This window comes from Antarctobacter sediminis (assembly GCF_019218285.1).
Lineage (GTDB): Bacteria > Pseudomonadota > Alphaproteobacteria > Rhodobacterales > Rhodobacteraceae > Antarctobacter > Antarctobacter sediminis.
The window spans coordinates 192,065-218,207 of the sequence record NZ_JAHUZG010000002.1 but is presented as its reverse complement, the minus strand read 5'-3'; the positions used below and the strand labels follow the sequence as shown (position 1 = coordinate 218,207).

Annotated in this window: 23 protein-coding genes; 10 read left to right on the top strand and 13 right to left on the bottom strand. The window is 64.8% G+C overall.

Annotation, left to right across the window (positions count from 1 at the left end; translation table 11 throughout):
- The first annotated feature begins 4 nt into the window (after positions 1-4).
- From tilS to KJP30_RS08730, 4 genes are all read left to right on the top strand, one after another.
- Complete coding sequence (tilS, locus tag KJP30_RS08745) at positions 5-1,321, top strand: tRNA lysidine(34) synthetase TilS (protein ID WP_343222758.1); 1,317 nt, start codon at positions 5-7, stop codon at positions 1,319-1,321.
- A 78-nt stretch (positions 1,322-1,399) separates the two neighbouring features.
- Positions 1,400-3,316: an ATP-dependent zinc metalloprotease FtsH gene (ftsH, locus tag KJP30_RS08740; protein WP_218448657.1), complete on the top strand. Its 1,917-nt coding sequence runs from the start codon at positions 1,400-1,402 to the stop codon at positions 3,314-3,316.
- Entirely contained in the window at positions 3,313-4,128 is an 816-nt protein-coding gene (locus KJP30_RS08735) for a methyltransferase domain-containing protein (RefSeq protein ID WP_218448656.1), read from the top strand. Before ftsH ends, KJP30_RS08735 begins: the two co-directional genes overlap by 4 nt.
- Positions 4,129-4,140: 12 nt before the next feature.
- On the top strand, positions 4,141-4,728 hold the full coding sequence (locus tag KJP30_RS08730; RefSeq protein ID WP_218448655.1) for an MOSC domain-containing protein: 588 nt from the start codon (positions 4,141-4,143) through the stop codon (positions 4,726-4,728).
- A gap of 50 nt (positions 4,729-4,778) precedes the next feature.
- Here KJP30_RS08730 and KJP30_RS08725 read toward each other — a convergent pair whose 3' ends face one another.
- From KJP30_RS08725 to KJP30_RS08715, 3 genes are all read right to left on the bottom strand, one after another.
- Positions 4,779-5,159: a PaaI family thioesterase gene (locus KJP30_RS08725; RefSeq protein ID WP_224874083.1), complete on the bottom strand. Its 381-nt coding sequence runs from the start codon at positions 5,157-5,159 to the stop codon at positions 4,779-4,781.
- Between the two features lie 104 nt (positions 5,160-5,263).
- Positions 5,264-5,944 carry a ligase-associated DNA damage response endonuclease PdeM gene (gene pdeM, locus KJP30_RS08720; protein WP_218448653.1) on the bottom strand — a complete coding sequence of 227 codons (681 nt, stop codon included), beginning with the start codon at positions 5,942-5,944 and terminating at the stop codon, positions 5,264-5,266.
- Between the two features lie 66 nt (positions 5,945-6,010).
- Complete coding sequence (locus tag KJP30_RS08715; RefSeq protein ID WP_218448652.1) at positions 6,011-8,449, bottom strand: ligase-associated DNA damage response DEXH box helicase; 2,439 nt, start codon at positions 8,447-8,449, stop codon at positions 6,011-6,013.
- 175 nt (positions 8,450-8,624) lie between these two features.
- Between KJP30_RS08715 and KJP30_RS08710 the strand changes: the two genes are divergently transcribed.
- Both KJP30_RS08710 and KJP30_RS08705 read left to right on the top strand, forming a co-directional pair.
- A complete protein-coding gene (locus tag KJP30_RS08710) occupies positions 8,625-9,701 on the top strand; it encodes a CaiB/BaiF CoA transferase family protein (RefSeq protein ID WP_218448651.1) in 1,077 nt (358 codons plus the stop codon).
- On the top strand, positions 9,698-10,366 hold the full coding sequence (locus KJP30_RS08705) for a nitroreductase (RefSeq protein WP_218448650.1): 669 nt from the start codon (positions 9,698-9,700) through the stop codon (positions 10,364-10,366). The genes KJP30_RS08710 and KJP30_RS08705 overlap by 4 nt, the downstream gene beginning before the upstream one ends.
- Before the next feature lie 7 nt (positions 10,367-10,373).
- On the opposite strand, the gene KJP30_RS08700 is transcribed toward KJP30_RS08705, so the two are convergent.
- Complete coding sequence (locus KJP30_RS08700; protein ID WP_218450095.1) at positions 10,374-11,303, bottom strand: aldo/keto reductase; 930 nt, start codon at positions 11,301-11,303, stop codon at positions 10,374-10,376.
- Positions 11,304-11,431: 128 nt separating this feature from the next.
- Between KJP30_RS08700 and KJP30_RS08695 the strand changes: the two genes are divergently transcribed.
- The 3 genes from KJP30_RS08695 to KJP30_RS08685 all read left to right on the top strand — a co-directional run bounded on the left by KJP30_RS08695 (position 11,432) and on the right by KJP30_RS08685 (position 13,264).
- Positions 11,432-11,866 (top strand): CBS domain-containing protein, encoded by a 435-nt coding sequence (locus tag KJP30_RS08695; RefSeq protein ID WP_218448649.1) that lies wholly within the window; start codon positions 11,432-11,434, stop codon positions 11,864-11,866.
- A gap of 69 nt (positions 11,867-11,935) precedes the next feature.
- The gene (locus tag KJP30_RS08690) at positions 11,936-12,664 is read left to right on the top strand and encodes a vWA domain-containing protein (protein ID WP_224874081.1); all 729 of its coding nucleotides are present in this window, start codon (positions 11,936-11,938) and stop codon (positions 12,662-12,664) included.
- Between the two features lie 93 nt (positions 12,665-12,757).
- Positions 12,758-13,264: a pilus assembly protein N-terminal domain-containing protein gene (locus tag KJP30_RS08685; RefSeq protein ID WP_218448648.1), complete on the top strand. Its 507-nt coding sequence runs from the start codon at positions 12,758-12,760 to the stop codon at positions 13,262-13,264.
- Between the two features lie 107 nt (positions 13,265-13,371).
- Here KJP30_RS08685 and KJP30_RS08680 read toward each other — a convergent pair whose 3' ends face one another.
- From KJP30_RS08680 to KJP30_RS08645, 8 genes are all read right to left on the bottom strand, one after another.
- Entirely contained in the window at positions 13,372-14,448 is a 1,077-nt protein-coding gene (locus KJP30_RS08680; RefSeq protein WP_218448647.1) for a BMP family ABC transporter substrate-binding protein, read from the bottom strand.
- A 34-nt stretch (positions 14,449-14,482) separates the two neighbouring features.
- Positions 14,483-15,406: an ABC transporter permease gene (locus KJP30_RS08675; protein ID WP_218448646.1), complete on the bottom strand. Its 924-nt coding sequence runs from the start codon at positions 15,404-15,406 to the stop codon at positions 14,483-14,485.
- Positions 15,406-16,491, bottom strand: coding sequence for an ABC transporter permease (locus tag KJP30_RS08670; protein ID WP_218448645.1), 1,086 nt, complete (start codon positions 16,489-16,491; stop codon positions 15,406-15,408). Before KJP30_RS08670 ends, KJP30_RS08675 begins: the two co-directional genes overlap by 1 nt.
- A gap of 39 nt (positions 16,492-16,530) precedes the next feature.
- On the bottom strand, positions 16,531-18,054 hold the full coding sequence (locus KJP30_RS08665; RefSeq protein WP_218448644.1) for an ABC transporter ATP-binding protein: 1,524 nt from the start codon (positions 18,052-18,054) through the stop codon (positions 16,531-16,533).
- The gene (gene xdhC, locus KJP30_RS08660; RefSeq protein WP_218448643.1) at positions 18,021-18,959 is read right to left on the bottom strand and encodes a xanthine dehydrogenase accessory protein XdhC; all 939 of its coding nucleotides are present in this window, start codon (positions 18,957-18,959) and stop codon (positions 18,021-18,023) included. The genes KJP30_RS08665 and xdhC overlap by 34 nt, the downstream gene beginning before the upstream one ends.
- The gene (xdhB, locus tag KJP30_RS08655; protein ID WP_218448642.1) at positions 18,956-21,298 is read right to left on the bottom strand and encodes a xanthine dehydrogenase molybdopterin binding subunit; all 2,343 of its coding nucleotides are present in this window, start codon (positions 21,296-21,298) and stop codon (positions 18,956-18,958) included. Before xdhB ends, xdhC begins: the two co-directional genes overlap by 4 nt.
- Positions 21,295-22,671 (bottom strand): xanthine dehydrogenase small subunit, encoded by a 1,377-nt coding sequence (gene xdhA, locus KJP30_RS08650; RefSeq protein ID WP_218448641.1) that lies wholly within the window; start codon positions 22,669-22,671, stop codon positions 21,295-21,297. The genes xdhB and xdhA overlap by 4 nt, the downstream gene beginning before the upstream one ends.
- Before the next feature lie 209 nt (positions 22,672-22,880).
- Positions 22,881-23,504 carry a MarR family winged helix-turn-helix transcriptional regulator gene (locus KJP30_RS08645; protein WP_246594450.1) on the bottom strand — a complete coding sequence of 208 codons (624 nt, stop codon included), beginning with the start codon at positions 23,502-23,504 and terminating at the stop codon, positions 22,881-22,883.
- 143 nt (positions 23,505-23,647) lie between these two features.
- Here KJP30_RS08645 and KJP30_RS08640 point away from each other — a divergent pair, with 143 nt between their 5' ends.
- A complete protein-coding gene (locus tag KJP30_RS08640; RefSeq protein WP_218448640.1) occupies positions 23,648-25,156 on the top strand; it encodes an MDR family MFS transporter in 1,509 nt (502 codons plus the stop codon).
- Positions 25,157-25,161: 5 nt separating this feature from the next.
- Here KJP30_RS08640 and KJP30_RS08635 read toward each other — a convergent pair whose 3' ends face one another.
- Positions 25,162-26,112, bottom strand: coding sequence for an alpha/beta fold hydrolase (locus KJP30_RS08635; RefSeq protein WP_218448639.1), 951 nt, complete (start codon positions 26,110-26,112; stop codon positions 25,162-25,164).
- Between the last annotated feature and the right edge of the window lie 31 nt (positions 26,113-26,143).

The window sequence follows — 26,143 nt, the reverse complement described above, 5'->3', positions numbered from 1 at the left end:
TCCGGTGACGCTCGACCAGCGGTTTGCCGAGTCGATGGGCCAGTTGCTGGGCCCCGATTTTCCAACCGATATTGCGCTGGCTGTCTCCGGTGGCGGGGACAGCATGGCGATGCTGTATCTTGCGCACAACTGGACGCGGGTTTGGGGCGTGCGGCTTTGGGTGGTGACCGTTGACCACGGCTTGCGCGAAGAAAGCGCCGCCGAGGCCGGGATGGTGGCCGAGGAATGCAAACTGTTGGGCTGGCCGCACGCCGTGCTGCGCTGGCACTGGGACGGGCAGGGCAACAAGCTGGATGCTGCTCGCCGGGCCCGTCTGGACCTGATCGACCGTTGGCGGGGCGGCATTCGTCATGTCCTGATGGCGCACACGCGCGACGACGTGGCCGAGACTTTTCTGATGCGCCTGAAACGCGGATCGGGTGCCGATGGTCTGGCCGCGATGGAGTCGTCTCGCCTTGTGCGACCGGACGGCGGATCGGTGGGAGAGCTGACAGGAGAGTGCCCGCCGGGGGACCGGGGTGGAGAGGGGTTTCATCTGGTCCGGCCGTGCCTTGACATGGGACGGGACGAATTGCGGCACTACCTGCAGGTTCTGCATGGCCGTTGGGTCGAGGACCCATCGAATGACGATCCGTCTTATGAGCGGGTTCAGATGCGTAGGCTCTTGCCCCTTTTGACCGAGGCCGGGTTGGGCCGGGATGTGCTGGCCGCAACGGCCGGACGGCTGCGAGACGACTCGCGCGCGTTGCACCGTTATGCGCGACAGGTTTGGGGCAGGTTTGGCGGCACGCTGGGCGAGGGCACCGGCATCCTGACGCTGGATCCGGATTGGCTAACGGCCTGCGATCCTGCCACCCAGCGTCGCCTGCTGGCAGCGATGATCCGATCTGTGGCGGGCGGAAACTATGCCCCGCGTGCCGAGGCCTTGGAAACCCTGCGCGAACGTATGGCCAGCGGCGGGGGCGGCACGTTGCAGGGCTGTGAGGTGATCCACCATCGCGGCCGCCTGGTGATGTTCCGGGAATTTGCCTCGGTCGCGGGCCTTGCTGGTGCGGCCCGGCCGGGGGCGACATGGGACAAGCGATGGCAAATCCTGCGACCGGGATTCGAAGATTGCCGGGTCCGCGCGCTGGGCGAGGATGGTTGGAAACAGGTTGCCGATCGTCCCGAGGGCGCGCCGCCGTTTCGCGTCGCGCTGTCGCTGCCCTCGCTCTGGCGGGGAGACAGGTTGGTGGCCTGTGACGCGCTGGGCGTCGGGCCGGGCGAAACTGCGCGTCTGTGCCACGGTCTTGACCCTTGCGAGTTCCTGCCGGTGCATTGAAGCCGCGTCAGGTATCTCTATGTTACAATCCAACTCGCCGTGCTATGAGCCCGCAAAGCTTTCAAAGGAGTTCCCCCCTTGGGTAACGCAAGAAACATCGCCTTCTGGGTCGTTCTGTTCCTCCTGATCCTGGCGCTCTTCAACCTGTTCTCGGGTGGTGGCACCACCTTGCAGAGCCGTGAGGTCAGCTATTCCGATTTCGTTCGTGCGGTCGAGACGCAGAACGTCAGTTCGGTGACCATCGACGGGGAACAGGTGCGCTATCGCTCGTCCGAGGGGCAGGATTTCGTCACCATCAAGCCCGAAGACGCGGAACTGACCAACCTGCTGTTGGACAACAACGTGCCGGTCAAGGCCGAGGCGCAGGAACAGTCGGGCTTTCAGGCCTTCCTGCTGTCGCTTCTTCCCTTCCTGCTGCTTATCGGTGTCTGGATCTATTTCATGAACCGGATGCAGGGCGGCGGCAAAGGCGGGGCCATGGGCTTTGGCAAGTCCAAGGCGAAGCTTCTGACCGAAAAGCATGGCCGTGTGACCTTTGACGACGTGGCGGGCATCGACGAGGCCAAGGAAGAGCTGGAAGAGATCGTGGAATTCCTGCGCAACCCGCAGAAATTCAGCCGTCTGGGCGGCAAGATCCCCAAGGGCGCACTGCTGGTTGGCCCTCCGGGCACCGGTAAGACGCTGCTGGCGCGCGCGATTGCGGGCGAGGCGGGCGTGCCCTTCTTCACCATTTCCGGTTCCGACTTCGTGGAAATGTTTGTCGGTGTCGGTGCAAGCCGTGTGCGCGACATGTTCGAGCAGGCGAAAAAGAACGCGCCCTGCATCGTCTTCATCGACGAGATCGACGCCGTGGGCCGCGCCCGTGGCCAAGGCTACGGCGGTGGCAACGACGAACGCGAACAGACGCTGAACCAGCTGCTGGTCGAAATGGACGGGTTCGAGGCGAACGAAGGCGTGATCATCGTCGCCGCCACCAACCGTCGTGACGTTCTGGACCCGGCACTGCTCCGTCCCGGTCGTTTCGACCGCCAGGTGACGGTGCCGAATCCCGACATCAAGGGCCGCGAAAAGATCCTTGCCGTGCACGCGCGCAAGACCCCGCTGGGCCCCGATGTGGACCTGCGCATCATCGCGCGCGGCACGCCCGGTTTTTCGGGTGCCGACCTGGCGAACCTTGTCAACGAGGCGGCGCTGATGGCGGCGCGAGTCGGACGGCGGTTCGTCACCATGGAAGATTTCGAGAACGCCAAGGACAAGGTCATGATGGGCGCCGAGCGCCGCAGCATGGTCCTGACCGACGAGCAGAAGGAAAAGACCGCCTACCACGAGGCTGGTCACGCGGTTGTTGGGCTTGCCCTGCCGCAATGTGACCCGGTCTACAAGGCGACGATCATCCCGCGCGGCGGCGCGCTGGGGATGGTGGTCAGCCTGCCGGAAATCGACCGTCTGAACTGGCACAAGTCCGAGTGCGAGGAAAAGATGGCCATGACCATGGCGGGCAAGGCGGCCGAGATCATCAAATACGGTGAGGAAAACGTCTCGAACGGTCCGGCGGGGGACATTCAGCAGGCCAGCGCGCTGGCCCGTGCGATGGTGCTGCGCTGGGGTATGTCCGACAAGATCGGCAACATCGACTATGCCGAGGCGCATGAGGGCTATCAGGGCAACACTGCTGGCCTGTCCGTTTCGGCCCACACCAAGGAATTGATCGAGGAAGAGGTGCGCCGCTTCATTCAGGAAGCCTATGAACGCGCCTACCAGATCCTGACCGACCGCAAGGACGAATGGGAGCGACTGGCGCAGGGGCTTTTGGAATACGAGACCCTGACCGGTGACGAGATCAAGCGCGTGATGCGTGGCGAAGACCCGCATTCGGGCAATGACGACGACGGCACCGGCGTCGCCGATGACAAACCTTCGCTGACCGCGATTCCCAAGACCAAGCCGAAGTCCAAACCGTCCGACGGCGGGCTGGAACCTGAACCTTCCGCATGAGCGGAGAGAGGCAGAACGACTGGGACCCCGGGACCTATCACAGGTTCCGGGGTCATCGTTTGCGGCCCGCACTGGATCTGCTGGCGCGGGTTGGCCCGGTCCCGCCGGGTGATGTGATCGACCTTGGTTGCGGGGCGGGCGACGTGGCCCCGGAACTTCACCTGCGATTTTGCAAGACAACAGGCGCGCGCCTGATCGGGGTTGACCGCTCTCCGGCGATGATGGAACGGGCCCGCGCGCAAGAGGTCTATGACCGGCTGGACGTCTGTGACATTGCGCAATGGGCACCAGAAAGCGTGCCTGCGCTGATCTTTTCCAATGCGGCGCTGCATTGGGTGCCCGATCATCAGGACCTGCTTGTGCGACTGGTCCAGAGCCTTGCCCCCGGTGGCACGCTTGCGGTGCAGGTGCCCTTTCAGAACAATGCTCCGTCGCACCGGTTGTGGCGCACGCTGGCCGAGGAACTGTGCCCCGGTCATCTTGCTCAGGTGGCGCTGCCCGAGGTGTTGCGCCCGGCGCAGTATTTTCACCTTCTCGAACCGCTGGGCGCGGTGAACCTATGGTCCAGTGAGTATTTCCAGATGCTGCCGCCCTGCGCGCCGGGCCATCCCGTGCGCCGCTTTACCGAGGCGACCTATGCCCGGCCTATCCTGCAAACGCTGGGCGAGGCCGAGCGGGACAGGCTGGTTCATGCCTATGACGACCTGATCACCAAGGCTTATCCGCTGTCAGAGGGGGGCGGCGCGCTCTTTCCTTTCCGGCGCATGTTCTTCACGGTAACGCGGGCGGGGCGTTCGGTTCCCGCAGGATGACGAGGACCATGGATGCCGGCACTGATCCCAACTGACTATTTCGCCACCGTGACGTGGCTGGGCGTGGTCACGACAACTGACCGCGATGAATTGCTGTCCGAGGTGCGCGCGGCGCTGGACCTGACATTCGAGGGCATCGCCGGATCTGTACACGGCGGCGCGACAAGGGCGTCCTGTGGCCGGGTGAAGTCGCAATATCCGCGCGGGACAGAGATTCGCAACGAACGACAGCTGAGCATCGTCAGCGAAGAGGAACTGGCGCTGATCGCCGCCGCGATCGGGGTCGACCAGATTGATCCGGCCCGGCTGGGGGCTTCGATGGTGCTAAGTGGCTTGCCGGATTTCAGCCACCTGCCGCCTTCGGCGCGCTTGCAGGCCCCGTCTGGTGCGACATTGACCGTCGACATGCAGAACCAGCCTTGCCAATACCCGGCCAAAAGCCTTGAGAAGGTCGCTCCCGGCAAGGGACGCGGGTTCAAACCGGCTGCGGAAGGTCGTCGCGGTGTGACCGCCATGGTCGCCCGTGAAGGGCGGATTGCCTTGGGCGATGCCCTGCGCCTGCACATTCCCGGTCAGCGGGCCTGGCAGCCAGAGGGCTGATCCGGAGGGACCGCCGCCTGATGAGGGTCAAGGAGCCGCCTCGCGGTGCCTTATCCGTCGGTTGTCAGCGGGATCGGAACCATGGTTCCCGTCAGCATGGCCACATGGCGTTCGGCCCCGTCCTTGATGGCATAGACATCCGAGGCCACGACGATCAGCCGTTTTCCGGGTTTGACGATACGCCCGCGCGCAATCAGACGCTCTCCGATGGCGGGGGCCAGTAGATGGGTGCCGATTTCCGAGGTCACGACGCCCTGATCGGTGCCAAGGATCGTCATGGCGGCAAGGCCCGCCGCCGTATCGCCCAGCGAAAAGGTCAGCCCCGCGTGGCCGAACCCGTTGTGTTGCATAAAGGCCGGGGCAAGGGGCGCGGTAATCTCGGACGTGCCCTGACCGACCGAGACCAGTTCGGCCCCAAGCGTTTTCATCATGCTCTGCATTTCAAATGTGCGGCGGAGGTGCTGTTCAATATCCATGGCGAAAAAAGGCCCGCTCGTCGGTATCAAGGCAAGAATGACGCTGCGTCGGGGTTTTGTCAGGCTCTGGACGGGGCGCGGCGTGGCATGGGGATCGCCACGGGGCGGGACCCGGTCAGAATGGCCAGCGCATCCGGGGCCATAAGATCGGACAGTACCGGCGCATCACAATGCAGGCCCCCGGTATAGGCCCCGTAGGCCGGCAGGATCAGACGTTGCCCGTCCAGCAGAAAGCAGGGCTTTGTGAGGCTGCGTCCGCGCAGGGACAGGCGTGCCTTGGGGTGGAAATGGCCAGATACCTCGGCCATGCCGTCTGTGGTGGCGATATGGCGAAAGGTCAGCGCCTCCAACTGGTACTCCGCCAGATGCGCGCCTTTGAGCGAGACCGGGGCAGGATCGTGATTGCCCGCGATCCAGACCCAGTCACGCCCGGCCTGTAGCCGTGTGATCCAAAGCAGGTCTTCCTCGGGCAGGGCGCTGTCGACGCCCGGCGCATCGAAACTGTCACCAAGGCAGATGACGCGGTTTGCCCCAGTGGCAGCCAGATCCGCATCCAGCCGTTGCAGCGTTTCGCGCGTTTCATAGGGGGGCAATTGCGCGCCGCCCACGGCGGACAGCCGCGCGGATTTGCCGAGATGCAGGTCGGACACCACAAGCAGCGCCCTGTCCGGCCAGTACAGCGCGCCGGAAGGCAGGGCTTGGAGGGAGGCCCCGAAAAAGGTGAACGCGTGGGTGTTCATGGCTTGTTCCATGCCACGGCTTTGGCGCTGCCGCAAGCCGTGCGGGGTGCTCTTGCCCGTTTGCCGTTACCAGGGCACCCGCCATGCGGGCTTGGTCTCCACCGCCGCCAGCCCGCTTTCGTTCAGCAGGCGGGTGACTTCTTCTTCCATCAGGCGTTCGTCGGCGGCGCCCCTGATCGGCACGCGGCCCGGTTCAAGGAACAGCGGCGCGGCCAGCGGGGTGATGCGGCTGAGGCGCAGGTGGTCGATGCGGTCGCCGACGCGGGCGCACATCTCGCGGATGCGGGCGAAATCGACCAGCCCGCGCATGGCCTCTTCGCGGGTGATCTGCATCAGCAGGTGGTCCGGATCGTATTTCAGCAGCGTATCATAGAGGATGTCCGAGGACATGGTGGCCTGCCGCCCGGTCTTGCGCTGGCCACCGACCTGCCGTTCGATCAGCCCGGCGATGGTGGCCGAGGCGCGAAAGCTGCGTTTCATCACCGCGTTGCCCGCCAGCCAGCCGTCAAGCCCGGCCTCGAGCGCGGCGAGGTCGAACAGCGGCGTCGGGTCGGTCACCGCGTCCAGCCCCCAGATCAGCGTGGCATAATCGGTCGAGACAAAACCCATGGGTGCCAGCCCCATCTCTTCCATCCGCTTGGTCAGCAACAGGCCAAGCGTCTGTTGCGCGTTGCGGCCCGCAAAACCGTAGACCACCAGTTGCTGCCGACCGTCATGCGGGAAGCTTTCCACCAGCAGGCGGCCCGGTTCCGGCAGGCGCGAGACCTCGCGTTGCAGGTGCAGCCAGTCGCGCGTGTGGGCGGGCAGGCCGGGCCAGTCCGTTTCGCGGAACATGCGCAGGATACGGGTGCTGAGCTGGGTGGAGGTGGCGAACTTGGTGCCCATGAACGTGGCGATCTTGGGTTTGCGCCCGGGGTCGCGGGTGACTTCGACCGTCAGTTCGCGCAGCCCTTCGTAGCGGACGATCTGTCCGCCGATCAGGAAGGTATCGCCCTTGGTCAGCGAGGCGGCAAAGCCTTCCTCGACTTCGCCCAGCGGCGCGCCGCCGCGCCCGCGCCATTTGACCTTGAGCGTGTCGCTGTCCTGAATGGTGCCGATGTTCTGGCGGATGCGGGTGGCCGAACGCGGATCGCGCAGCTGCCATTTGCCATCCGCGCGCTGTTGCAGGCGTTGCCATTGGTCATAGGCGCGCAGCGCATAGCCCCCGGTGGCGCAGAAATCGAGGCAGGCGTCGAATTCTGCGCGGGTCAGACCGGCATAAGCGCCCGCGCCGCGCATCTCGTCGAACAGACCGTCGGCATCAAAGGGGCCAGAACAGGCGGCGATCAGGATATGCTGGCACAGGACGTCACGCGGGCCGGGGCCGCGGGGGTCGCCGTCCAGATCGTGCTCTTTGACCGCGTCGAGTGCGGCGAGGCATTCGACCACCTCGAAACGGTTGGCGGGGACGAGGATCGCCTTGGACGGCGCATTGTAGCGGTGGTTGGCGCGGCCGATCCGCTGTACCAGCCGCTTGACGTTCTTGGGCGCGCCGACCTGAATCACAAGGTCGACGTCCCCCCAGTCGATGCCAAGGTCAAGGCTGCCGGTGCAGACAATGGCGCGCAACTGGCCCGCGACCATGGCCTGTTCCACCTTTTCGCGCTGGCCTCGATCCAGCGAGCCGTGGTGGATGCCGATGGGCAGCGCGTCCTCATTGGCAAGCCAGAGATTGTGGAAATAGATCTCGGCCTGGGCGCGGGTGTTGTGAAAGATCAGCGTGGTACGGTGCTGTTTGACCTGTTCCAGCACGGCGGGAATGGAATAAGCGGCACCGCCACCGGACCATGGCGGGGCCTCGTCGGTGACCAGCATCGAAATGTCCGGATCGGGGCCGGGGTCCGCTTGCAGGATGTCGCAAGGCTGGTCGCCATGTGCCAGCAGGCGGGCGATGGCCTGCGGGTCCTCGACGGTGGCCGACAGGCCGACGCGGCGCAGGCCGGGGCAGAGCGCCTGCAACCGGGCCAGCGCCAGCATCAACTGGTCGCCGCGCTTGGTTTCACTGAGCGCGTGGATTTCATCCACCACCACCCGTTTCAGGCCCGCGAACATGCGCGGCGCGTCCTCGTATGAGGTGAGCAGCGCGAGGCTTTCGGGCGTGGTCAGCAGGATATGCGGCGGGTCGGCGCGCTGGCGTTTCTTGCGGCTGGCGGGGGTGTCGCCGGTGCGGTCCTCGACCCGGATCGGCAGGTCCGCCTCTTCGATGGGGATCAGCAGGTTGCGCCGGATGTCGGCGGCCAGCGCCTTGAGCGGCGAGATATAGAGCGTATGCAGCCCTTTGTGCGGGGTTTCGGCAAGATCTGAAAGCGTGGGGAGGAAGCCCGCCAGCGTCTTGCCCCCGCCGGTGGGGGCGATCAGCAGCAGCGCCGGATCGTTGGCGCGTTCCAGCATGGCGCGTTGGTGCGGATGCACCTGCCAGCCGCGGCTGTCGAACCAGTTTTGCAGGCTGTCGGGAAGCGTGGTCATGGGGGGGAGATAATGCCTGTCGGGCAAAAGCAAAACCGTCTGTGCAGGCGAGGGGCCAGCCCCTCGCGCTCCCCGGGATATTTGAGAACAGAAGAAGGGGGCGGGGCGCGCGGCGCCGGATACGGGGTTTTCATTCCGCGGGGCTTGCGGTTCACTCGCGCCGGGGAGGACAGCCATGTTATCGGGTATTCGCATCATCGAGTTCGAGGCTCTGGGACCGGCGCCATTTGCCGCCATGCATCTGGCGGATCTGGGGGCCGAGGTGATCCTGGTGCAGCGCAAGAGCGGCGGCGGCAACCCGGCCAAAGGGGCGACGCGGCTTTTGGACCGGGGCAAGCGTTCGATTTCGCTGGACCTGAAGGCCGAGGCGGACCTGCGGGTGGCGCGGGCGCTGATCCGGAGCGCCGATGGCTTGATCGAAGGGATGCGCCCGGGGGTGATGGAGCGTCTGGGGCTGGGGCCCGAGGAGGCGCGGGCGCTGAACCCGGGGCTGGTCTATGGCCGGATGACCGGCTGGGGGCAGGAAGGGCCGCGGGCGCGGCAGGCGGGGCATGACCTGAATTACCTGGGGCTGTCGGGGGCCTTGTTCTATGGCGGATTGCCCGGTGCGGTGCCCGGGGTGCCGCCGACCCTGCTGGGCGATATCGGTGGCGGCGCGCTTTATCTGACCGTTGGTATATTGGCGGGCATCTTGCGGGCGCGCGAGAGCGGGCGCGGTACGGTGGTGGATGCGGCGATCGTCGACGGGGCGCAACACATGATGGCGCTGTTGCGGTCGATGGGCGCGCAATTCGATACCGGCGCGCGGGGGCAGTCCTTGTTGGACGGGCCGCATTGGTCGCGTTGTTATCGTTGCGCATGCGGGGGACATGTGGCGGTGCAATGCCTTGAGCCGCAGTTCTATGCGCTGTTCCTGGAAAAGCTGGGGCTGGAGACGGATCCGGTCCTTGCCGAGCAATTCGTCAGGGCGCAATGGCCGGGGCAGGTGGCGCGGCTGGAGGGGGTCTTTGCCGCGTGGCCCTTGTCCCACTGGGTGGATCTGTTCGAGGGCAGCGACGCCTGCGTGGCCCCGGTGCTGAGCCCCGAGGCGGCGGCGCGCGATCCGCATATGGGGGCGCGGGGCCATGTGCCGGACAGCGCCTTGCCTGCGCCCCGGTTTGACGGGCGGGTGGTGCAGCCGGGACCGGCGCCGGATCCGGGCCAGCATGACAGGGAGATCCTGCAAGAATTGACGGAAAGGGGGCTGCTATGAACCAGGCCGAGACATTTGCCGCGCTGTTGAAGGCGCGGTTTTCCTGCCGGAAGTACCTTGAAGCGCCGGTGCCGCAGGCGGTGATCGCAGAGGCCTTGCAGGACGCACAGCATGTGGCGAGCTGGAACAACGTCCAGCCCTGGCAGGTCATTGCCCTGTCGCCCGAGGAGACCGCGCGCTTTGCCGAGGCGCTTTATGCCCATGCGCCCGAGGCCGAGCACCAAAGCGACATTCCGTTTCCGGCGCGCTACGCGGGCATCTACAAAGAACGGCGCAGCACCTGTGGCTGGCAGCTATATGGTGCGCTGGGCATCCAGCGCGGCGACCGCGAGGCTTCGGCGCGGCAGACGCGGGAGAATTTCCGGCTGTTCGGGGCGCCGAACTGCCTGCTGATCACTTCGCCGCGTGACCTTGGCACCTATGGCGTGCTGGATTGCGGGGCCTATGTGATGGCGGTCCTGCTGGCCTTGCAGGCGCGCGGCGTGGCCAGTTGCGCGCAGGCGGCGGTGGCGGGGTTTTCGCCCTTTGTGCGTGCGCGCTATGGGATCGCCGAGGACCGCGACCTGGTTTGCGCCATCGCGCTGGGCTATGCCGATATGGACCACCCCGTACACAGCTATCGCACCGAACGGGCCGCGCCGGACGAGGTGGTCGATTGGCGCTGAGGCGGGGTCAGACCTCTTCCAGCCGGTCGGTTGCGGGCGGCGGTGTCGGGCTGAGCGAAGAGATCCGGGCGTAAAGCGACTCCTCCAGCGCATGGGACATGCCCGCCAGCGAAGGACGCAACTGATCCGCGTTCCGGGCCGAGAGGATCGGCGCGGGCCGTGAAGGATGCGCGGCCACCCATGCCACGGCAAGCGTGGCCGGATCGGTGCCCAATTCCCGGGCCAGATCGGACAGCGCCTCGGCCGCCGTGTGCATTTCCGGGCGGGCATAGCGAGTGCTGTACATCGCATCCTCGGTCAGGCGTCCCGATCCGCCCTTGGCATATTTTCCGGTCAGCAAGCCACCGCCCAAGGGGGAATAGGGCACGGGCAGGATGCCCTCAGAGGCGCACATGGGCAGGATTTCGACCTCTGCCTGACGTTTGACGAGGTTGTACATCGGCTGGATCACGTCGATCCGGGTGCCAAGGCCCGCGGCCACGGCCTGTGCCTTCATTACCTGCCATGCGGCATAGTTGGAGACGCCGATGTAACGGATGGCGCCTTGCGCCTGAAGCTGCGCCAGTGTCTCGAAAGTCTCTTCCAGCGGTGTGTCGCCGTCCCATCGGTGCATGTAGTAGAGGTCGATCACCTCCATGTTCAGGCGCTTGCGGCTTTCGTTCAGCGAGGCACGGATGTTGTCGCGGCTGGCACCGCCGGCGAATTTCGCCTTGGTGGCGATGAACAGATCTTCGCGCGCATCGGCGGCGAACCGGCCCAGCAGGCGTTCGGATTCGCCATCCGTATAGACATAGGCGGTGTCGAAATGCGCAATGCCGGCGGCGCGGCAGGCGTCGAACATGGCGCGGCCGTCGGCCTCGGTGGCGCGGCCGCCGAATTGCATGCAGCCAAAGGCGAAGCGGGCGGGCGTGGCACCCGAAAGCGTGGTCAGGGTCATGGCGACACCCTGCCACGGGCTGGCGGGCAGGCCAAGCGTCCGCAAGTTGTCTGCAATGGTCGGGAAATGCCTACTCTGTGATTGTCATAAAACTGTTACAATGCCGGACTCTTCGATGGAGGTCTTTCATGATTATCAAGTCTATTGCGCATCTTCTGAACGAGCGCGGGCTGATTTCCGTTGCGCCGCAGGAAACCGTCAAGGCCGCCTGCGCCTTGTTGACCGCCCATGACATTGGCGCCTTGGCCGTTGTGGACAATGGCAAGCTCGTTGGAGTGCTGAGCGAACGCGATGTCATCCGGCGCTGTATCTCGGGGGATCGCAAGACCGCCGAGACGCAGGTCGCCGAGGTCATGACGCAGGCTCCCGTGACGGTGCAGCGGGATGCCAGCCTTGCCGACGCCCAGACCAAGATGTTCGAAGGCGGGTTCCGCCATCTGCCGGTTGTGGATGAGGCGGGCAGGGCCATCGGCATGTTGTCGATGCGTGACATACCGACCGAATACCGCCTGATGGTCGAGCGGTTCCGCGAATATCGGGGCGTGGACGCGGCCTCTTTGTAGGGGCAGAGGCGGGATTTCTCGACAGGCGGGCCTTCACCTGCCATCCTGTCACCGAGAGGAGACCCGCGGATGCACCTTGTCCCGCGACTGCCCGCCATGGCCTGTCTGGCCGCCCTGTTTGTTGCGCCGGTGGCGACCGGCGCAGGGCAAAGCTGTACCGAGGACGCGATGATCGTCTTTGACGGGTCGGGCAGCATGGCCGAAATCGGCTACAACGCAATCGGCGTGCCGCGCATTTCCGAAGCGCGCGCCGCGATGCGAAGGGTGATCCCCTCAATCTCGACCGTGCGGCGGTTGGGCCTTGTGATTTACGGGCCTTCCGGAGACCGGACCTGTGCCAACACGGACCTACGCTTTGCGCCGCAATGGCAGGCCGGGCCGCGCATCCTTGCCGATGTCGAAGCGTTGCGGCCGGCGGGGGGCACTTCGCTGACCGAAAGCGTGCGCCGCGCGGCCGAGGCGCTGGATTACATCAACAAGCCGGGCACTGTCGTGCTGGTCACCGATGGCAAGGAGACCTGCGGCGGTGCGCCCTGTTCGCTGGCTGCCGAAATCGCCGCAATGGCGCCGGAGCTGACGGTGCATGTAATCGGGTTCAAGGTGCGCAGCGATCATTTCGATTGGTCCAACCCGAACGATCAGACCGCCACAACGGTTGCCCGTTGCCTCGCAGACCGGACAGGCGGCCGTTATGTGCGGGCCGAGACGGTCGACGAATTGATCGGCGCATTGCGGGTCACGCTGGGGTGCAACGTTTTGGGGGCGGTTGATCAACCGCGCCGCAGAGGGGCGTCCTAGGTCTTTGTCCCCGCGGCGGTGCGTTCTTTGCAACGCGGCATCCGGGTCTTTTTTCAGCTGGTCCGCTTGGGCCTGATTTCAGGAGGCAAGGATATGTTTGGACGATTTGCAACCGCGACTGCGGGAGGCCTGTTATTGCTGGCCGCCGGGGGCGCGGCAATCGCGCAAGACGCCGGGTTCAAGGTCATCGCCCCCGAACGCACGGTCGAAGTTGAGGTGTCCACGGCATTGGCCCTGTTCTTCGACAAGGCTTTTGTCGAACTGTCCATGGCCGATCCCGAAGTGGCCGATATCGCAAGCCTTTCGGACCAACTGGTCTATGTGGTCGGCAAAACAGTGGGGAAGACTACGCTTACGCTGATCTCGAACGCCGAAGCGTCCGATTTGGAAAGCGTGGCCGTGATTTCCTATCGGGACGTGGGCCCGATGCAGGCCTTTCTGGCGGCCTCTGCCAAGGGGGTCACCTTGGTACGGGATGGCGTGACGATCACCGTTTCAGGGTGCCTTGCCTCCCCGCGCGAAGAAGGTGCCGTGGGAAACGTCGTGTCGCAGTTGAAGGACTGGGGCTATGTGACGCTGAGCGACCTGGGCCGCTGTTGAAGCCGTGTGCCGTCGGCCTGTTGCCTGACTGAAAACCCCCGCACCTTTCGGCGCGGGGGGAAACCATGGCCCGAGTCCCACATGGGACAGGGGTGCCGGATAGTAGGTTACTGCGGGATCTCGGCGTTGATGCCTTCGACGTAGAAATCCATGCCCAGCAGGGTGCCGTCATCGGCCACTTCGCCATCCGCCAGCCAGGGCGTGCCGTCGGCCTTGTTCAGCGGGCCGGTGAAGGGGTGATAATCCCCAGCGGCGATGGCGTCTTTCATGGCCAGTGCCTCGGCCTTGACCTCTGCCGGGACCGCGTCCGAGATTTCACCGATACCGACCATGCCCGGGCCGATGCCGTCCCAGGTGTCACTGCTGGTCCAGCTTCCGTCCATCACCGCCTGAACGCGCGCAATGTAATAGGGCGCCCAGTTGTCGATGATCGAGGAAACGCGCGGCATGGGCGCGTATTCACCCATGTCCGAGGCTTGCCCGAAGGTGATGACATTGCCCGCCTCGGCGGCGGCGGCCTGCGGCGCGGTCGAGTCGGTGTGCTGAAGGATCACGTCGGCGCCGTTTTCGATCAGGGCGCGGGCGGCGTCGGCTTCCTTGGCCGGATCGAACCAAGTGTAGGCCCAGATGATCGAGAACTCGACATCCGGGTTCACCTTCTTGGCGTGGATATAGGCCGAGTTGATGCCGCGGATGACCTCGGGGATCGGGTAGGACGCAATGTAGCCAACCTTGTTGGTCTTGGTCATCTTGCCCGCGATGTGGCCCTGAATGGCGCGGCCTTCGTAGAAACGGGCCGAGTAGACGCTGACGTTGTCGGCGCGCTTGTAGCCGGTGGCGTGCTCGAACTTTACGTTCGGGAACTTTTCGGCCACGGCGATGGTCGGATCCATGTAACCGAAGGAGGTGGTAAAGATGATGTCCGCACCCGACAGCGCCATCTGGGTGATCGCGCGCTCGGCGTCAGCACCTTCCGGCACGCTTTCCTGGAAGATCGTTTTGACCTTGTCGCCAAAATGCTCTTCGACGGCCAGACGTCCTTCGTTGTGTTCATAGGTCCAGCCGCCGTCGCCCACCGGGCCGACGTAGATGAAGCCCGCGGTGACATCCTGAGCCGCGGCGGCAGAGCCGAAGCCAAGGGTCAGCGCAAGGGCGGCGGTGGAGAGGAGTGTTCTTCTTTTCATGGATTTCCCCTGTTGGTGGTTCAAGTATTGGCCCCTAGTGCGAGGCGTGGAAGGGCCGGCCCAGCGAAGCGGGCGCGCCATGCGCCCCACGGGCCGAGATGATCACGAGCACGAGGATCGTGACAAGATAGGGCGAGGCCGAGAGCAGCGCGACCGGCACGTTCGCGCCTGCGGCTTGCAGGTTCAGCTGCAACACCGTGACCCCGCCAAACAGATAAGCGCCGATGGCGACGCGGCCCGCCCGCCACGAGGCAAAGACCACGATGGCCAGTGCGATCCAGCCTGCGCCGGCGGTCATGCCCTCGGTCCATTGCGGCACGCGCACGAGGCTGAGATAGGCGCCGCCAAGGCCCGCGCAGGCGCCGCCAAAGAGGATTGCCAGAACGCGGATGTAGACCACCTTGTAGCCCAGCGCATGGGCGCTGTCGTGGCTTTCGCCGACGGCGCGCAGGATCAGCCCGGCGCGGGTGTATTTCAGAAAGGCCCAGACCGCGACGACCAGCGCGAGGCTGAAATAGACCATCAGGTCATGGCTGAAGAACATGCGGCCCAGCGCGGGAATGTCGGACAGGACCGGGATGTCGAGTTTCGGCAGGGTGGGGCTTTTCATGCCTTCGTAGGGTTTGCCGATCAGGCTGGACAGGCCCAGCCCCACCAGCGTCAGGCCCAGCCCCGTTGCCACTTGATTGGACAGCAGGAACTGCGTCAGCAGCGCAAAAGCGAGCGACAAGAGCGCCGCTGCCGCGGCCGCCGCGACAAAACCCAGCGCCGGAGAGGTGGAATTCACCGCAATCGCAAAGCCCACCACCGCGCCTGTGATCATCATCCCTTCGACGCCAAGGTTCAGAACGCCGGACTTTTCGACCACCATCTCGCCGATGGCGGCGAGCAGGATGGGCGTGGCAGACACCATGATCGAGGCCACGAGAAGGATCGGGTTGATCGAGCTCAGGTCCATCAGGCGATCTCTCTCTTTGACCAGCGCAGGCGGAAATTGGTGAAGACATCCATCGCCAGCAGGAAGAACAGCAGCATCCCCTGGAACAGCTGGATCGAAGCGCCGGGCAGGCCCAGCATCAACTGCGCCAGCTCTCCACCGATATAGGTCAGCGCCATCAGGAGCCCCGCCAAAAGGATGCCGATAGGGTTCAACCGGCCAAGGAAGGCGACGATGATCGCCGTGAATCCGTAGCCCGAGTTGAAGTCGATGCTGATCTGTCCGGCGGGGCCGGTGGCCTCGAACAGTCCCGCCATGCCGGCGAGCAGCCCCGAGATACCAAGGCAGATCAGCACGATCCGCGCCGGGTTCACACCCGAGAAACGCGCCGCGCGGGGGGCTTCGCCGGTCAGGCGGATGTTGAAGCCCAGCATATGGCGTGACAACAAAACATAGGCCCCGATCACCGCGATGAAGGCAAAGACAACGCCCCAGTGCATGCCCGTGTTGGCGATCAGGTCGCTGTTGTGGGCCGCATCCCATTGTTTGAAATTGCGCGACCCCGGAAAGCCGCGCCCTTCGGGGTTGCGCAGAAGCCCGGTCGAAACCGACCCAAGGATTGTTTCGGCGACATAGACCAGCATCAGAGAAACGAGGATCTCATTGGTGCCGAAACGCGTTTTCAGCACCGCGGGGATCATAGCCCAAGCCCAGCCGCCCAGTGCCCCGGCAACAATCATCAGCGGAAAGATCAGGATGCTGTCCGAAGGGTAAAAGGCAAGGCCCGCCGCCGCGCCACAGATGGCGCCCATGATATACTGGCCTTCGGCGCCGATGTTCCAGATCCCGGCCCGGAAACCGATCGACAGGCCGATGGCGATCAGGATCAACGGCCCCGCCTTGACCAGCAATTGCGGACGCGTGAACCCGGCGAATTGCGCGTTGAAGATCGGATCCCAGAAAATCGTGCGGATTGCCTCGACCGGGTTGGCCCCGAGAAAGGCAAACAGAACGCCGCCCACGATCATGGTCAACAGCACGGCAAGAACCGGCGTCAGGTAGGTCCACAGGCGCGAAGGCTGGGGCCGTCGTTCAAGGCGGATCATGACAAGGCTCCGGGTGCAGGGTTTGCCGCCGGGTTGGGGTCAGCCGTCCACATGCGCCACCTCCATGTCATGCGCGCCGCCCATCATCAGGCCGATCTGTTCGATATCAAGACTAGAGACAGGGCGCGTCGGTGACAGGCGGCCTTCGTTCAGGGCCCCGAAGCGGTCCGAGACTTCCATCAACTCGTCAAGGTCCTGACTGATGACAACCACGGCGCCGCCCTTGGCGGCAAGGTCGAGGATGGACTGACGGATAAAGGCCGCCGCCGCCGCATCCACCCCCCACGTGGGCTGATTCAGCACAAGCACCCGCGGGCCTTGCAGGATCTCGCGGCCGACGACGAATTTTTGCAGGTTGCCGCCCGACAGCGCGCGGGCCGCCGTGCCCGGCCCGGGGGTGCGCACGTCGAAATGACCGATCACCTCTTCGGCAAAACGCCGGGCCTTGCCCCAGGAAATAAAGCCCCGCGTCAGCATGCCTTCGCTGCGGGCAGCGGTCAGCACGCCGTTTTCGATCAGGCTCATATCCGGGGCGGCGGCATGGCCCAGCCGTTCCTCGGGGCCGGACAATAGCCCAAGCCCCCGCCGTGCGACCGGACCGGCGCGGCTGATGTCCTTGCCCTCAAGGTGAATGCTGCCTGCCGGGGCAAGCCGTTCGCCCGAAAGCGCGCTCAGCAGTTCGTCCTGACCATTGCCAGCGACGCCGCCGATGCCCAGAACTTCGCCGGCGCAGATCTCGAAGCTGACCTCGCGCAAAGGGGTGCCAAATGCGCCGGGCGCAGGCAGGCTCAGGTCCTTGACCGCCAGCAGCACGTCTCCCGTCTTGCCGCCCTTGGCCTCTGGTGTGGCAAAGCTTGCTCCCACCATCATTTCGGCCAGTTGCCGGGCCGAGGTTTCGGCCGGGGTGCAGGTGGCCACTTTCTTGCCCAGCCGCAGGATCGTCGCGGTGTCGCAAAGCGCGCGGATCTCTTCCAGCTTGTGCGAGATGTAGAGGATCGAAGTGCCTTCAGCCTTCAGCTTGCGCAGGGTTTCGAACAGAATGTCGACCTCCTGCGGGGTCAGCACGCTGGTGGGTTCGTCCATGATCAGCAGGCGCGGGTTTTGCAGCAGACAGCGAATGATCTCGACCCGCTGACGTTCCCCCGCCGACAGGGTGCCGACGGTGCGCGACGGGTCCAGCGGCAGGCCATAGGTTTCCGAAACCTCGCGAATCTGGCGGGCAAGGTCGGACATGGGCGGCGGTGTTTCCATCCCCAGGGCGACGTTTTCCGCCACGTCCAGCGCGTCGAACAACGAAAAATGCTGGAACACCATGGCGATGCCCGCCTGCCGGGCCTCGGATGGCTTGGACGGGGCAAAAGGTGCCCCATCCAGCAACATCTGCCCTTTGTCCGGCGCATTCAGCCCGTAGATCATCTTGACCAGCGTCGATTTCCCGGCACCGTTTTCGCCAAGCAGCGCGTGGATTTCGCCGCGACCGATGTCAAAGGTCACGTCATCATTGGCGATCACGCCGGGGTAGACCTTGGTCAGACCCTGGAGGCTGAGGAGGGTGTCTGCCACGCTTGCTCCTTCTGTTGCTGCAAGCTGAGTATCTGTGAGGCCACACTGATGGCAATGGCCTGCGGATGTTTGCCCAGCGCTTTCTGCCCGATTGGGCAGCAAATGGCGTCGATTTGGGCGCGGGTGTGGCCAAGCGACTGCAATCGCTTGCGGAAACGCGCCCATTTCGTGTCCGATCCGATCAGGCCGCAAAAGCCGAACCCATGCGACAGCGCCGCATGGCACAGGGCAAAGTCGATCTCGTGGCTGTAGGTCAGGATCAGGTGCGCGGCATCCTTCGGGGCCAGGGGTATGGCACGCTCGGGGAAGGGGGCCGGCAGAACCGTGGTGTTTCCGGGCACCTCGGCGGGAAAGCGGTCCGGACCGGTGTCCACCCATGTCAGCGCAAGGCGGGGCAGGGGCGCCAGTACCGAAACCAGCGCGCGGCCAACGTGGCCAGCCCCCCAGATCCAGATCGGGAAATCGGGGCGCAAGACCGGTTCCACCATCCAGCCCTGCACCAGTTGCGGCGCGGGGATCTCTCCCCGCGCGCGCGCCCTGTCGATCAGCCGGTGAACCGCAAGAGGCATCTCGCCCGTTCCGCGCGCGATGACCTCGTGCCCTTCGATGGCCTGCAGGGCGGCGGCGTCGAAATGCTCTGTCAACAGCGTCACCGCGCCGCCGCAGCATTGGCCAAGGTCCGGACCCAGGGCATGACGGGTCAGCCCGTCACGGTGGCGGGCCATTTGCGCGGCCTCGAACTCCAATGTGCCGCCGCCGATGGTGCCAGTTTGTCCGCCGTCCCAGACCAGCATCGCGGCCCCCACTTCGCGCGGGGCCGACCCGGCGACGCTTGCGACGACGACACGCGCAACGCGGCCATGGCGGTCGACCGCGCGGCGCAGGCCGTCAATGTCAAAGCTCATGACTGCATCCGCCGGATCGCCGCCAGAACCCGTTCCGGCGTGGCGGGGGCGTCCAGCATCGGATAGCCGGGTCCGCAGGTCGAAACAGCATCCGAGAGGGCCATCAGGGCCGATACACCCAGCATGAAAGGTGGCTCGCCCACCGCCTTCGAACGATAGACCGTATCCTCGCGGTTCCGCCCGTCCCAAAGCGCCACGTTGAAGATCTCCGGCGCATCAGAGCAGGCCGGGATCTTGTAGGTCGACGGCGCATGTGTGCGCAGACGGCCCCGATCATCCCAGACCAGTTCCTCGGTTGTCAGCCACCCCGCGCCCTGAATGAACCCGCCTTCCACCTGCCCGATATCCAGCGCAGGGTTCAGCGAGGCGCCCGCGTCATGCAGAATGTCGGTGCGCAGCATCCGGTATTCGCCGGTCAGCGTGTCGACCACCACCTCGGTGCAGGCGGCACCATGGGCAAAATAATAGAACGGCCGCCCGGTGCCGCTGATCCGGTCCCAGCTCAGCTTGGGCGTTTTGTAAAATCCCGTGGCCGATAGGCTGACCCGTCCCGCGTAACAATGCGCCGCCGCTTCGGCAAAGCTCATCTCCTCGGCTCCGGCCCGCACGCGACCTGCGTCGAAAACCACCTCTTCGGGTTTGCACTGGTGCATCTGCGCCAGATGCTCCGCCATGCGGGCGCGGATCGTCTCGCAGGCAATCTTCACCGCCGCGCCGTTCAGATCCGACCCGGACGAGGCCGCCGTGGCCGATGTGTTGGGCACTTTCGCGGTGTCGGTGGCGGTGATGCGGACGGTCTCTATCGGCACGCCAAAGGCAGTTGCCGCCACCTGCGCCACCTTTTGAAACAAGCCCTGACCCATCTCCGTGCCGCCATGGTTCATGGCGATCGAGCCATCCTGGTAGACATGCACCAGGGCGCCCGCCTGGTTGAGATGGCTTAGCGTGAACGAAATGCCGAATTTCACCGGGGTCAGGGCGATGCCCTTCTTCAACACCGGGTTGGCGGCGTTCCAGGCCCGCACCGCCGCGCGCCGGGCCTCATAGTCGCTGGAGGTGACCAGCGCATCGGTCATCTCGTGCAGGATGAAATCCTCCACCACCTGACCGTAGGGCGTGACATTCCTGGGCTTCTTCTTGGCCGAAATACCTCCGGGGGGGCTCGGCTTGGCCGAGCGGGGGGCGGCGCCCCCCTCCATCGGATCGTAAAAATTGACCCGCCGCACTTCCAGCGGATCAAGGCCCAGATCATGCGCGATATGATCGATCACCCGTTCGATACCGACGACACCCTGCGGCCCGCCAAAGCCGCGATAGGCGGTGGCACTGCACATGTTGGTCCGCAGCCGGTGGCTTTCGATCCGCACGTCGGGCAGGAAATAGGCATTGTCCGAATGCAGCATGGCGCGGTCCGCCACCGGCAAAGACAAATCCTGCGACCATCCACAGCGGGTATACTGTTCGAACGCGATGCCCTGGATCACGCCGGTTTCATCGAAACCCACGCGGTAGTCGATGCGGAAGTCATGGCGTTTGCCTGTGATGACCATGTCATCGTCGCGGTCATAGCGCATCTTGGCCGGACGCCCGGTGGCCGATGCCGCAACGGCGCAGGCGATCGCCGGAGCGTTGCCCTGGCTTTCCTTCCCGCCGAAACCGCCGCCCATGCGGCGGGTTTCGACCCGCACGTTGTGCATTGCAAGGCCGAGTGCGTCCGCAACCTTGTGCTGGATCTCGGTCGGGTGCTGGGTCGAGGAATGCACCAGCATGTCCCCGTCTTCCTGCGGGAACACCAGCGCGGCCTGACCTTCGAGATAGAAATGCTCTTGTCCGCCCATCTCGATCCGGCCTTCGATGATGCGCGGGGCCGCGGCGATGGCGGAATCGGCATCGCCGCGCGCCCAGATGCGCGGGCCTTCCTCGAACCGGCTATTGGCGGCCAACGCCTGTTCTATCGTCAGAATCGGGGCCGTTTCCTCGGTTTCGATCCCGGCCAACCGAACGGCGCGGCGCGCGGCAAGGTGGCTGTCGGCGGCAACCAGAAACAGCGGTTGGCCAAGATAATGGATCGTCCCGTCGCAAAGCAGCGGTTCGTCATGGGCCGAAGGTGAACAATCACAGTCCGAGGGCAGGTCCGCACGGGTCCAGACCGCGACAACGCCGGGTGCCGCGCGCACCGCCGACAGATCAAGTCCGGTTAGCTTGCCGGCGGCAATGGGCGATAGGCCAAAGGCCAGATGCAGGCAGTTCGCCGGGGTCGGAATGTCATCGACATATCGCGCCTTGCCGGTAACATGAAGGGCTGCGGCATCATGCGGGAGGGGTTTCGAAACGCTCATGCCCGCACCTCCAGAACGCTGGTGGCCTGCCCCTGATCCTCGGCCCAAAGACGGTGCAGCATGTTTCGGGCGGCGGTCAGGCGATAGTCGGCACTGGCGCGCATGTCGGTCATCGGGCTGAAATCCTGTACCCAGGCGGGCGCGACGGCTGCCAATGTGGCTTCGGTCCAGGGCTGACCGGTCAGCGCGGCCTCGACATTGCTTGCGCGTTTCGGCGTTCCGGCCATGCCGCCAAAGGCGATGCGCGCGGCAGAGACCCGGCCGTCCTCAATGTTCAGGTTGAAAGCCCCGCAAACGGCGGAGATATCCTGATCGAACCGTTTTGACAGCTTGAAGACTTTTAGACCGCCCATCGGTTTGGGCAGGCTGACAGCCTCGACGAATTCGCCCGGGGCCCGGTCCTGTTTGCCATAATCCAGAAAGAAATCCTCGATCGGCAGGCTGCGCCTTTCGCTGCCCTTGCGGAGGTGCAAACTGGCCCCCAACGCGATCAGGGCGGGCGGGTTGTCCCCGATGGGCGATCCATTGGCGATATTGCCGCCGATGGTCGCGGCATTGCGCACCTGCGTCGAGCCATAGCGGCGGATCATCTCTGAATAGGAGGGCGCGTGGGTCTTCATCACTTCATGGACCCGATCCATCGTGACCCCGGCCCCGATGCGGATTTCGCTGTCGGTTTCCTCGATCTCTTGCAGGTCGGCGCACCGGTTGAGGAAAATGACGGGGCCGAGATCGCGCAATTGTTTGGTGACCCACAGGCCCACATCTGTCGCCCCGGCCACAAGCGTGGCCTTGGGCATCTCGGCGTAAAGCCGGGCCAGATCATCGGAGGTTTCCGGCGTGAAAGAGGTGGGGGCCTTTGGCGTTTCGCCGTTGGCATAGGTCGCATCGGTGGCCATCCAAGCGGGAACCGGGACCTTGGCGGCCGCATCGGCCGCGCGCAGGATCGGCGCATAACCGGTGCAGCGGCACAGGTTGCCCGCCAGTGCATCCTTGGCATTGGTGTCGCCATTCAGATGTGCCGTGGCCATCGAAACCGCGAAGCCGGGGGTGCAGAACCCGCACTGGCTGCCGTGATGTTCGACCAGCGCCTGTTGTACCGGGTGCATCTGGCCGTCAGGACCGGACAGTCCCTCGACTGTGCGGACGGCCTTGCCGTGGAGTTGTGGCAGGAACAAGATACAGGCGTTTAGCGCCCGCGCGCCGCGCGCATCGGTGACCATGACCGTGCAGGCCCCGCAGTCGCCTTCGTTGCAGCCTTCCTTGGTGCCGGTCAGGCCCCGGCGTTCGCGCAACCAGTCCAGCAGTGTTTCGGTGGGCGAAACCTCTGTCAGTTCCACGCTCTCTCCATTCAGAAGAAAGGTGATATTCATATGTCTGTGACCCGCCGCCTTACCAATATACCCCGCAGCAGCCTGCGGGGTGCGCGCCCTCGATGCGGCATAGAAAACGCGCGTTCCCGTTGTCGGACCACAGGCTAGGCGGTGGACTCGCGGCATGGCAAGGAAAAATTGCCCGCGGATGGACCGAAGCAGGGGGATTTGCCGCGCTTGCGGGCATCTGGCGCGGCCCGCAGGCGGCGTCAGCCGTTTTTCAGGTCTTCGGCCAGCGCCGCGCGCAGTTTGGCAACCTCGTCCTCAACCGGCCCCGTGGGGCAGGCGGCCTTTTCCGACCACGCTGAAAACCGTTCAAGCAGCGGCAGGAAGGTCTGGATTTCTTCCATCGTCCAGTCCTTGAGGTAAGACCCCAGAACGAGGAACTTGTAACTGCGGACGGCCTCGACCGCGCGTTCCCCTGCCTCTGTCAGTTCCAGCACGGCGCGGCGTGCGTCCTGCTGGCTGACAGCGCGGCGCAGCAACCCACGTTTGATCAACTGGCTGGTCAGGCGGCTGGCGCGGGATGGGTCGATGGCAAGGCGGCTGGCCACGGTCGAGACCATGGTTTCCTCGCCCGATCCTTCACCGAACTCATTGACCGGGGCGCGAACGGCGATCAGCACGTCCAGCTCGGCCATCTCGATGTCCAGCCCAAGATCGCCCAGGGCGCGCAGCCCCAGTTCCCTTTTGGTGAACCGCCGCCGCCACGACTGAAGGATGGCGTCAATGTCCAGCGCGGCCTCGGCCACATCGTGTCCGACACCGGCGCGGGCGAGCCGCTCTTTCAGTTTGTCATCCCGTGCGCCCATGCGGCCCTCGATGTGCATCATTGCATGTAAGTGGCAAATGCATGCTGTTGACATGTAATTGCGTCTGGCACATATCTAGGCCCAGTTCAGACCCGTTGCAATCCTCTTGCCCGCGCCGGATCCGCCGAGCACGGGCCGTCCGCCCCTGTTTCAAGGAAATTTGCATGTCTCTTGTCGAATCCCCTGTTTCCCCTGCCGTTTCATCCACCGACCCGGCCACATTGCGGCTTGCCCTGACGGCGATTGCCGCGACGCTGCTGTTTGCCTCTCTCGGTCAGACCATTGTATCGACGGCCATGCCGATCATGGTGGCCGATCTTGGCGGTATGGACCATATCACATGGGTGATCACGGCCTATCTGATGGCCTCGACAATCGGCGCGCCGGTGGCTGGCAAGCTGTCGGACCTTTACGGGCGCAAGGTGGTGCTCAAAGGCGGGATCCTTGTCTTTGTGCTTGGCGCCGTGATCTGCGGCACGGCGAACTCGATGGAAATGGTGATCGCCGGGCGTGCGGTTCAAGGGCTGGGCGGCGGAGGGCTGATCGTGACCTGCATGACCGCCGTGGGCGACCTGATGCCGCCGCGCGAGCGGGGCAAGGCGCAGGGCTTTCTTGGCGCGGCCTTCGGTGTGTCCACGGTGATCGGCCCGCTGTTGGGTGGGGCCATCGTGCAGAGCATCGGCTGGCACTGGATCTTTTTCGTCAACCTACCGGTGGGCGTTGTGGCCTTTTTCGTGCTGAACCGCGCCTTGCCGGACCCGGTCGCGCGGTCGGACAAGCCGGTGGACTACCTTGGTGCGGCGCTGCTGGCGGCAATCCTTGGCAGCGTAGTGCTGTTGCCCAATACGGCGGGCAGCTATGGCTGGTCCAGCCTGCCGGTGGCGTGGTTGGTGATGGGGCTTGCGCTGGCGCTGGCGGGGTTCGTCATCACCGAACGGCGGGCTGCCGAGCCGATCCTGCCGTTGTCGCTGTTTTCCAACAACACCTTCCTTGTCATCAACCTCGTGGGTTTTCTGGTCGGTATGGGGATGTTCGGCACGATCACCTTTTTGCCGCTGTTTCTGCAAATGGTGAAAGGGGTCAGTCCGACGGCCTCTGGCCTGTTCCTTGTACCGATGATGGGCGGGCTGATCCTGTCCTCTATGGCCGCAGGCAAAATCATGTCGGCCACCGGGCATTACAAGCTGATGCCGGTGCTGTCGACGGGGCTGTTGGCCGTGGCGCTGGTTGGCATGTCGCGCATCGATGGCGGTAGCGCACTGTGGGCCATCGGCGCGATCATGGTGATGGTCGGGCTGGGGCTTGGCCCGGTCTTTGCCGTCGGCGTGGCCGCGATCCAGAACGCGGTGCCGCGGGCGATGATGGGGGTCGGGACGGCTTCGACCAATATGTTCCGTCTGATCGGGGGGTCTTTTGGAACGGCGGTTTTCGGCGCGATGTTCAGCGCCGGTTTGATGCGCAACCTTGCCGGAGAGCTGCCGGGTGGCGTGTCGGGGGGCATCGGCGCGCTGGGCACCAGTGTGGTGCAGGCCCTGCCTGTGGAAACGCAGGCCCGGGTTCTGGACGGGTTCTCGGATGCGCTGCACCCGATTTTCTGGGCGGCAGCGGCGGCGGCGGTAGTTGCCTGTCTTGCTTCTATGCTGTTGCGCGAGGTCCCATTTGCCGAGGGCTGAGTCCTTTAGTCACCGGGTACAATGAATTCGGCAATGGCGCGTATGGCAGAGGTTACGTTCAGGATACCGTTGTGGTCGCCTTGTTCGAACACCTCCAGCCGCGCGCCGGGCCAAGTCTCGGCCAGCGGGCGCAGGTTTTCCAGCGGCGCGGCATAGTCATTGCGCGCCTGCACGATCAGCAAACCTTCGCTGCGGGAACGGGCAAGGGGCTGCCAGTCGTGACCAAGCGCGTAGGGCGCACCGATGGCGTCGACATGCCGGACAAAATGGTCAAGACAGCGCCCGTTCAGACCGTATTGTCGCCCGCCAAGGCGCACCAGCGCCGGCAGGTCCAAAGGAACGGATATCAGCGCCAGTCTGTTCGCCAGACTTTGGCCTTCCTCCAGAGCATGAAGCAAGGCGTTGGACCCAACGCAATGGGCAACGATGCCGTTGTAGGGGCCTTGCTGACGGGTGGCGCGCAGGATCGCCCCGACCATGTGGCGCAGGCTGCACAGACCGCTGGACCTGTGGGCATGTCCGGGAAAGATCAGCATATCGACGGCGCCGCCACGTTTTTGCAGGGCGCGGGCAACGCGGGTGAATTGGCGAAAATGCCCGTCGTGACCGGGCAGGACCAGAACGCGGGGACCATTGTCCGGCAAGTGGCGCGCGGCCATGCGCAGGATCGCCGTGTCTTCACCAAGCGGAACGATCCCAAAGCGGTGTTTCCTGTGGGCCAGATCATCAATCACGGCCTGATCGGCAGTCAGATAGCGCCGGGCCAGATGCGCCGCGGCAAGCCTTGGCGCAAGGACAGAGGCCGACATGACAGCCGACCGCCGCAACCGCGCCCGGACACCTTTGGGTCGGCCCGGCAGGGGGGTGCCAAGATCATTCCTGCGCGGCATCGGGGCCGGGGCAATATGGGCCGGGGGCTGCATGGCCGGGTCAAAGGAGCCTGTGTTTGCGAACAATCCGTTCCAAAGTGTGCCGCGCAAAGATGGC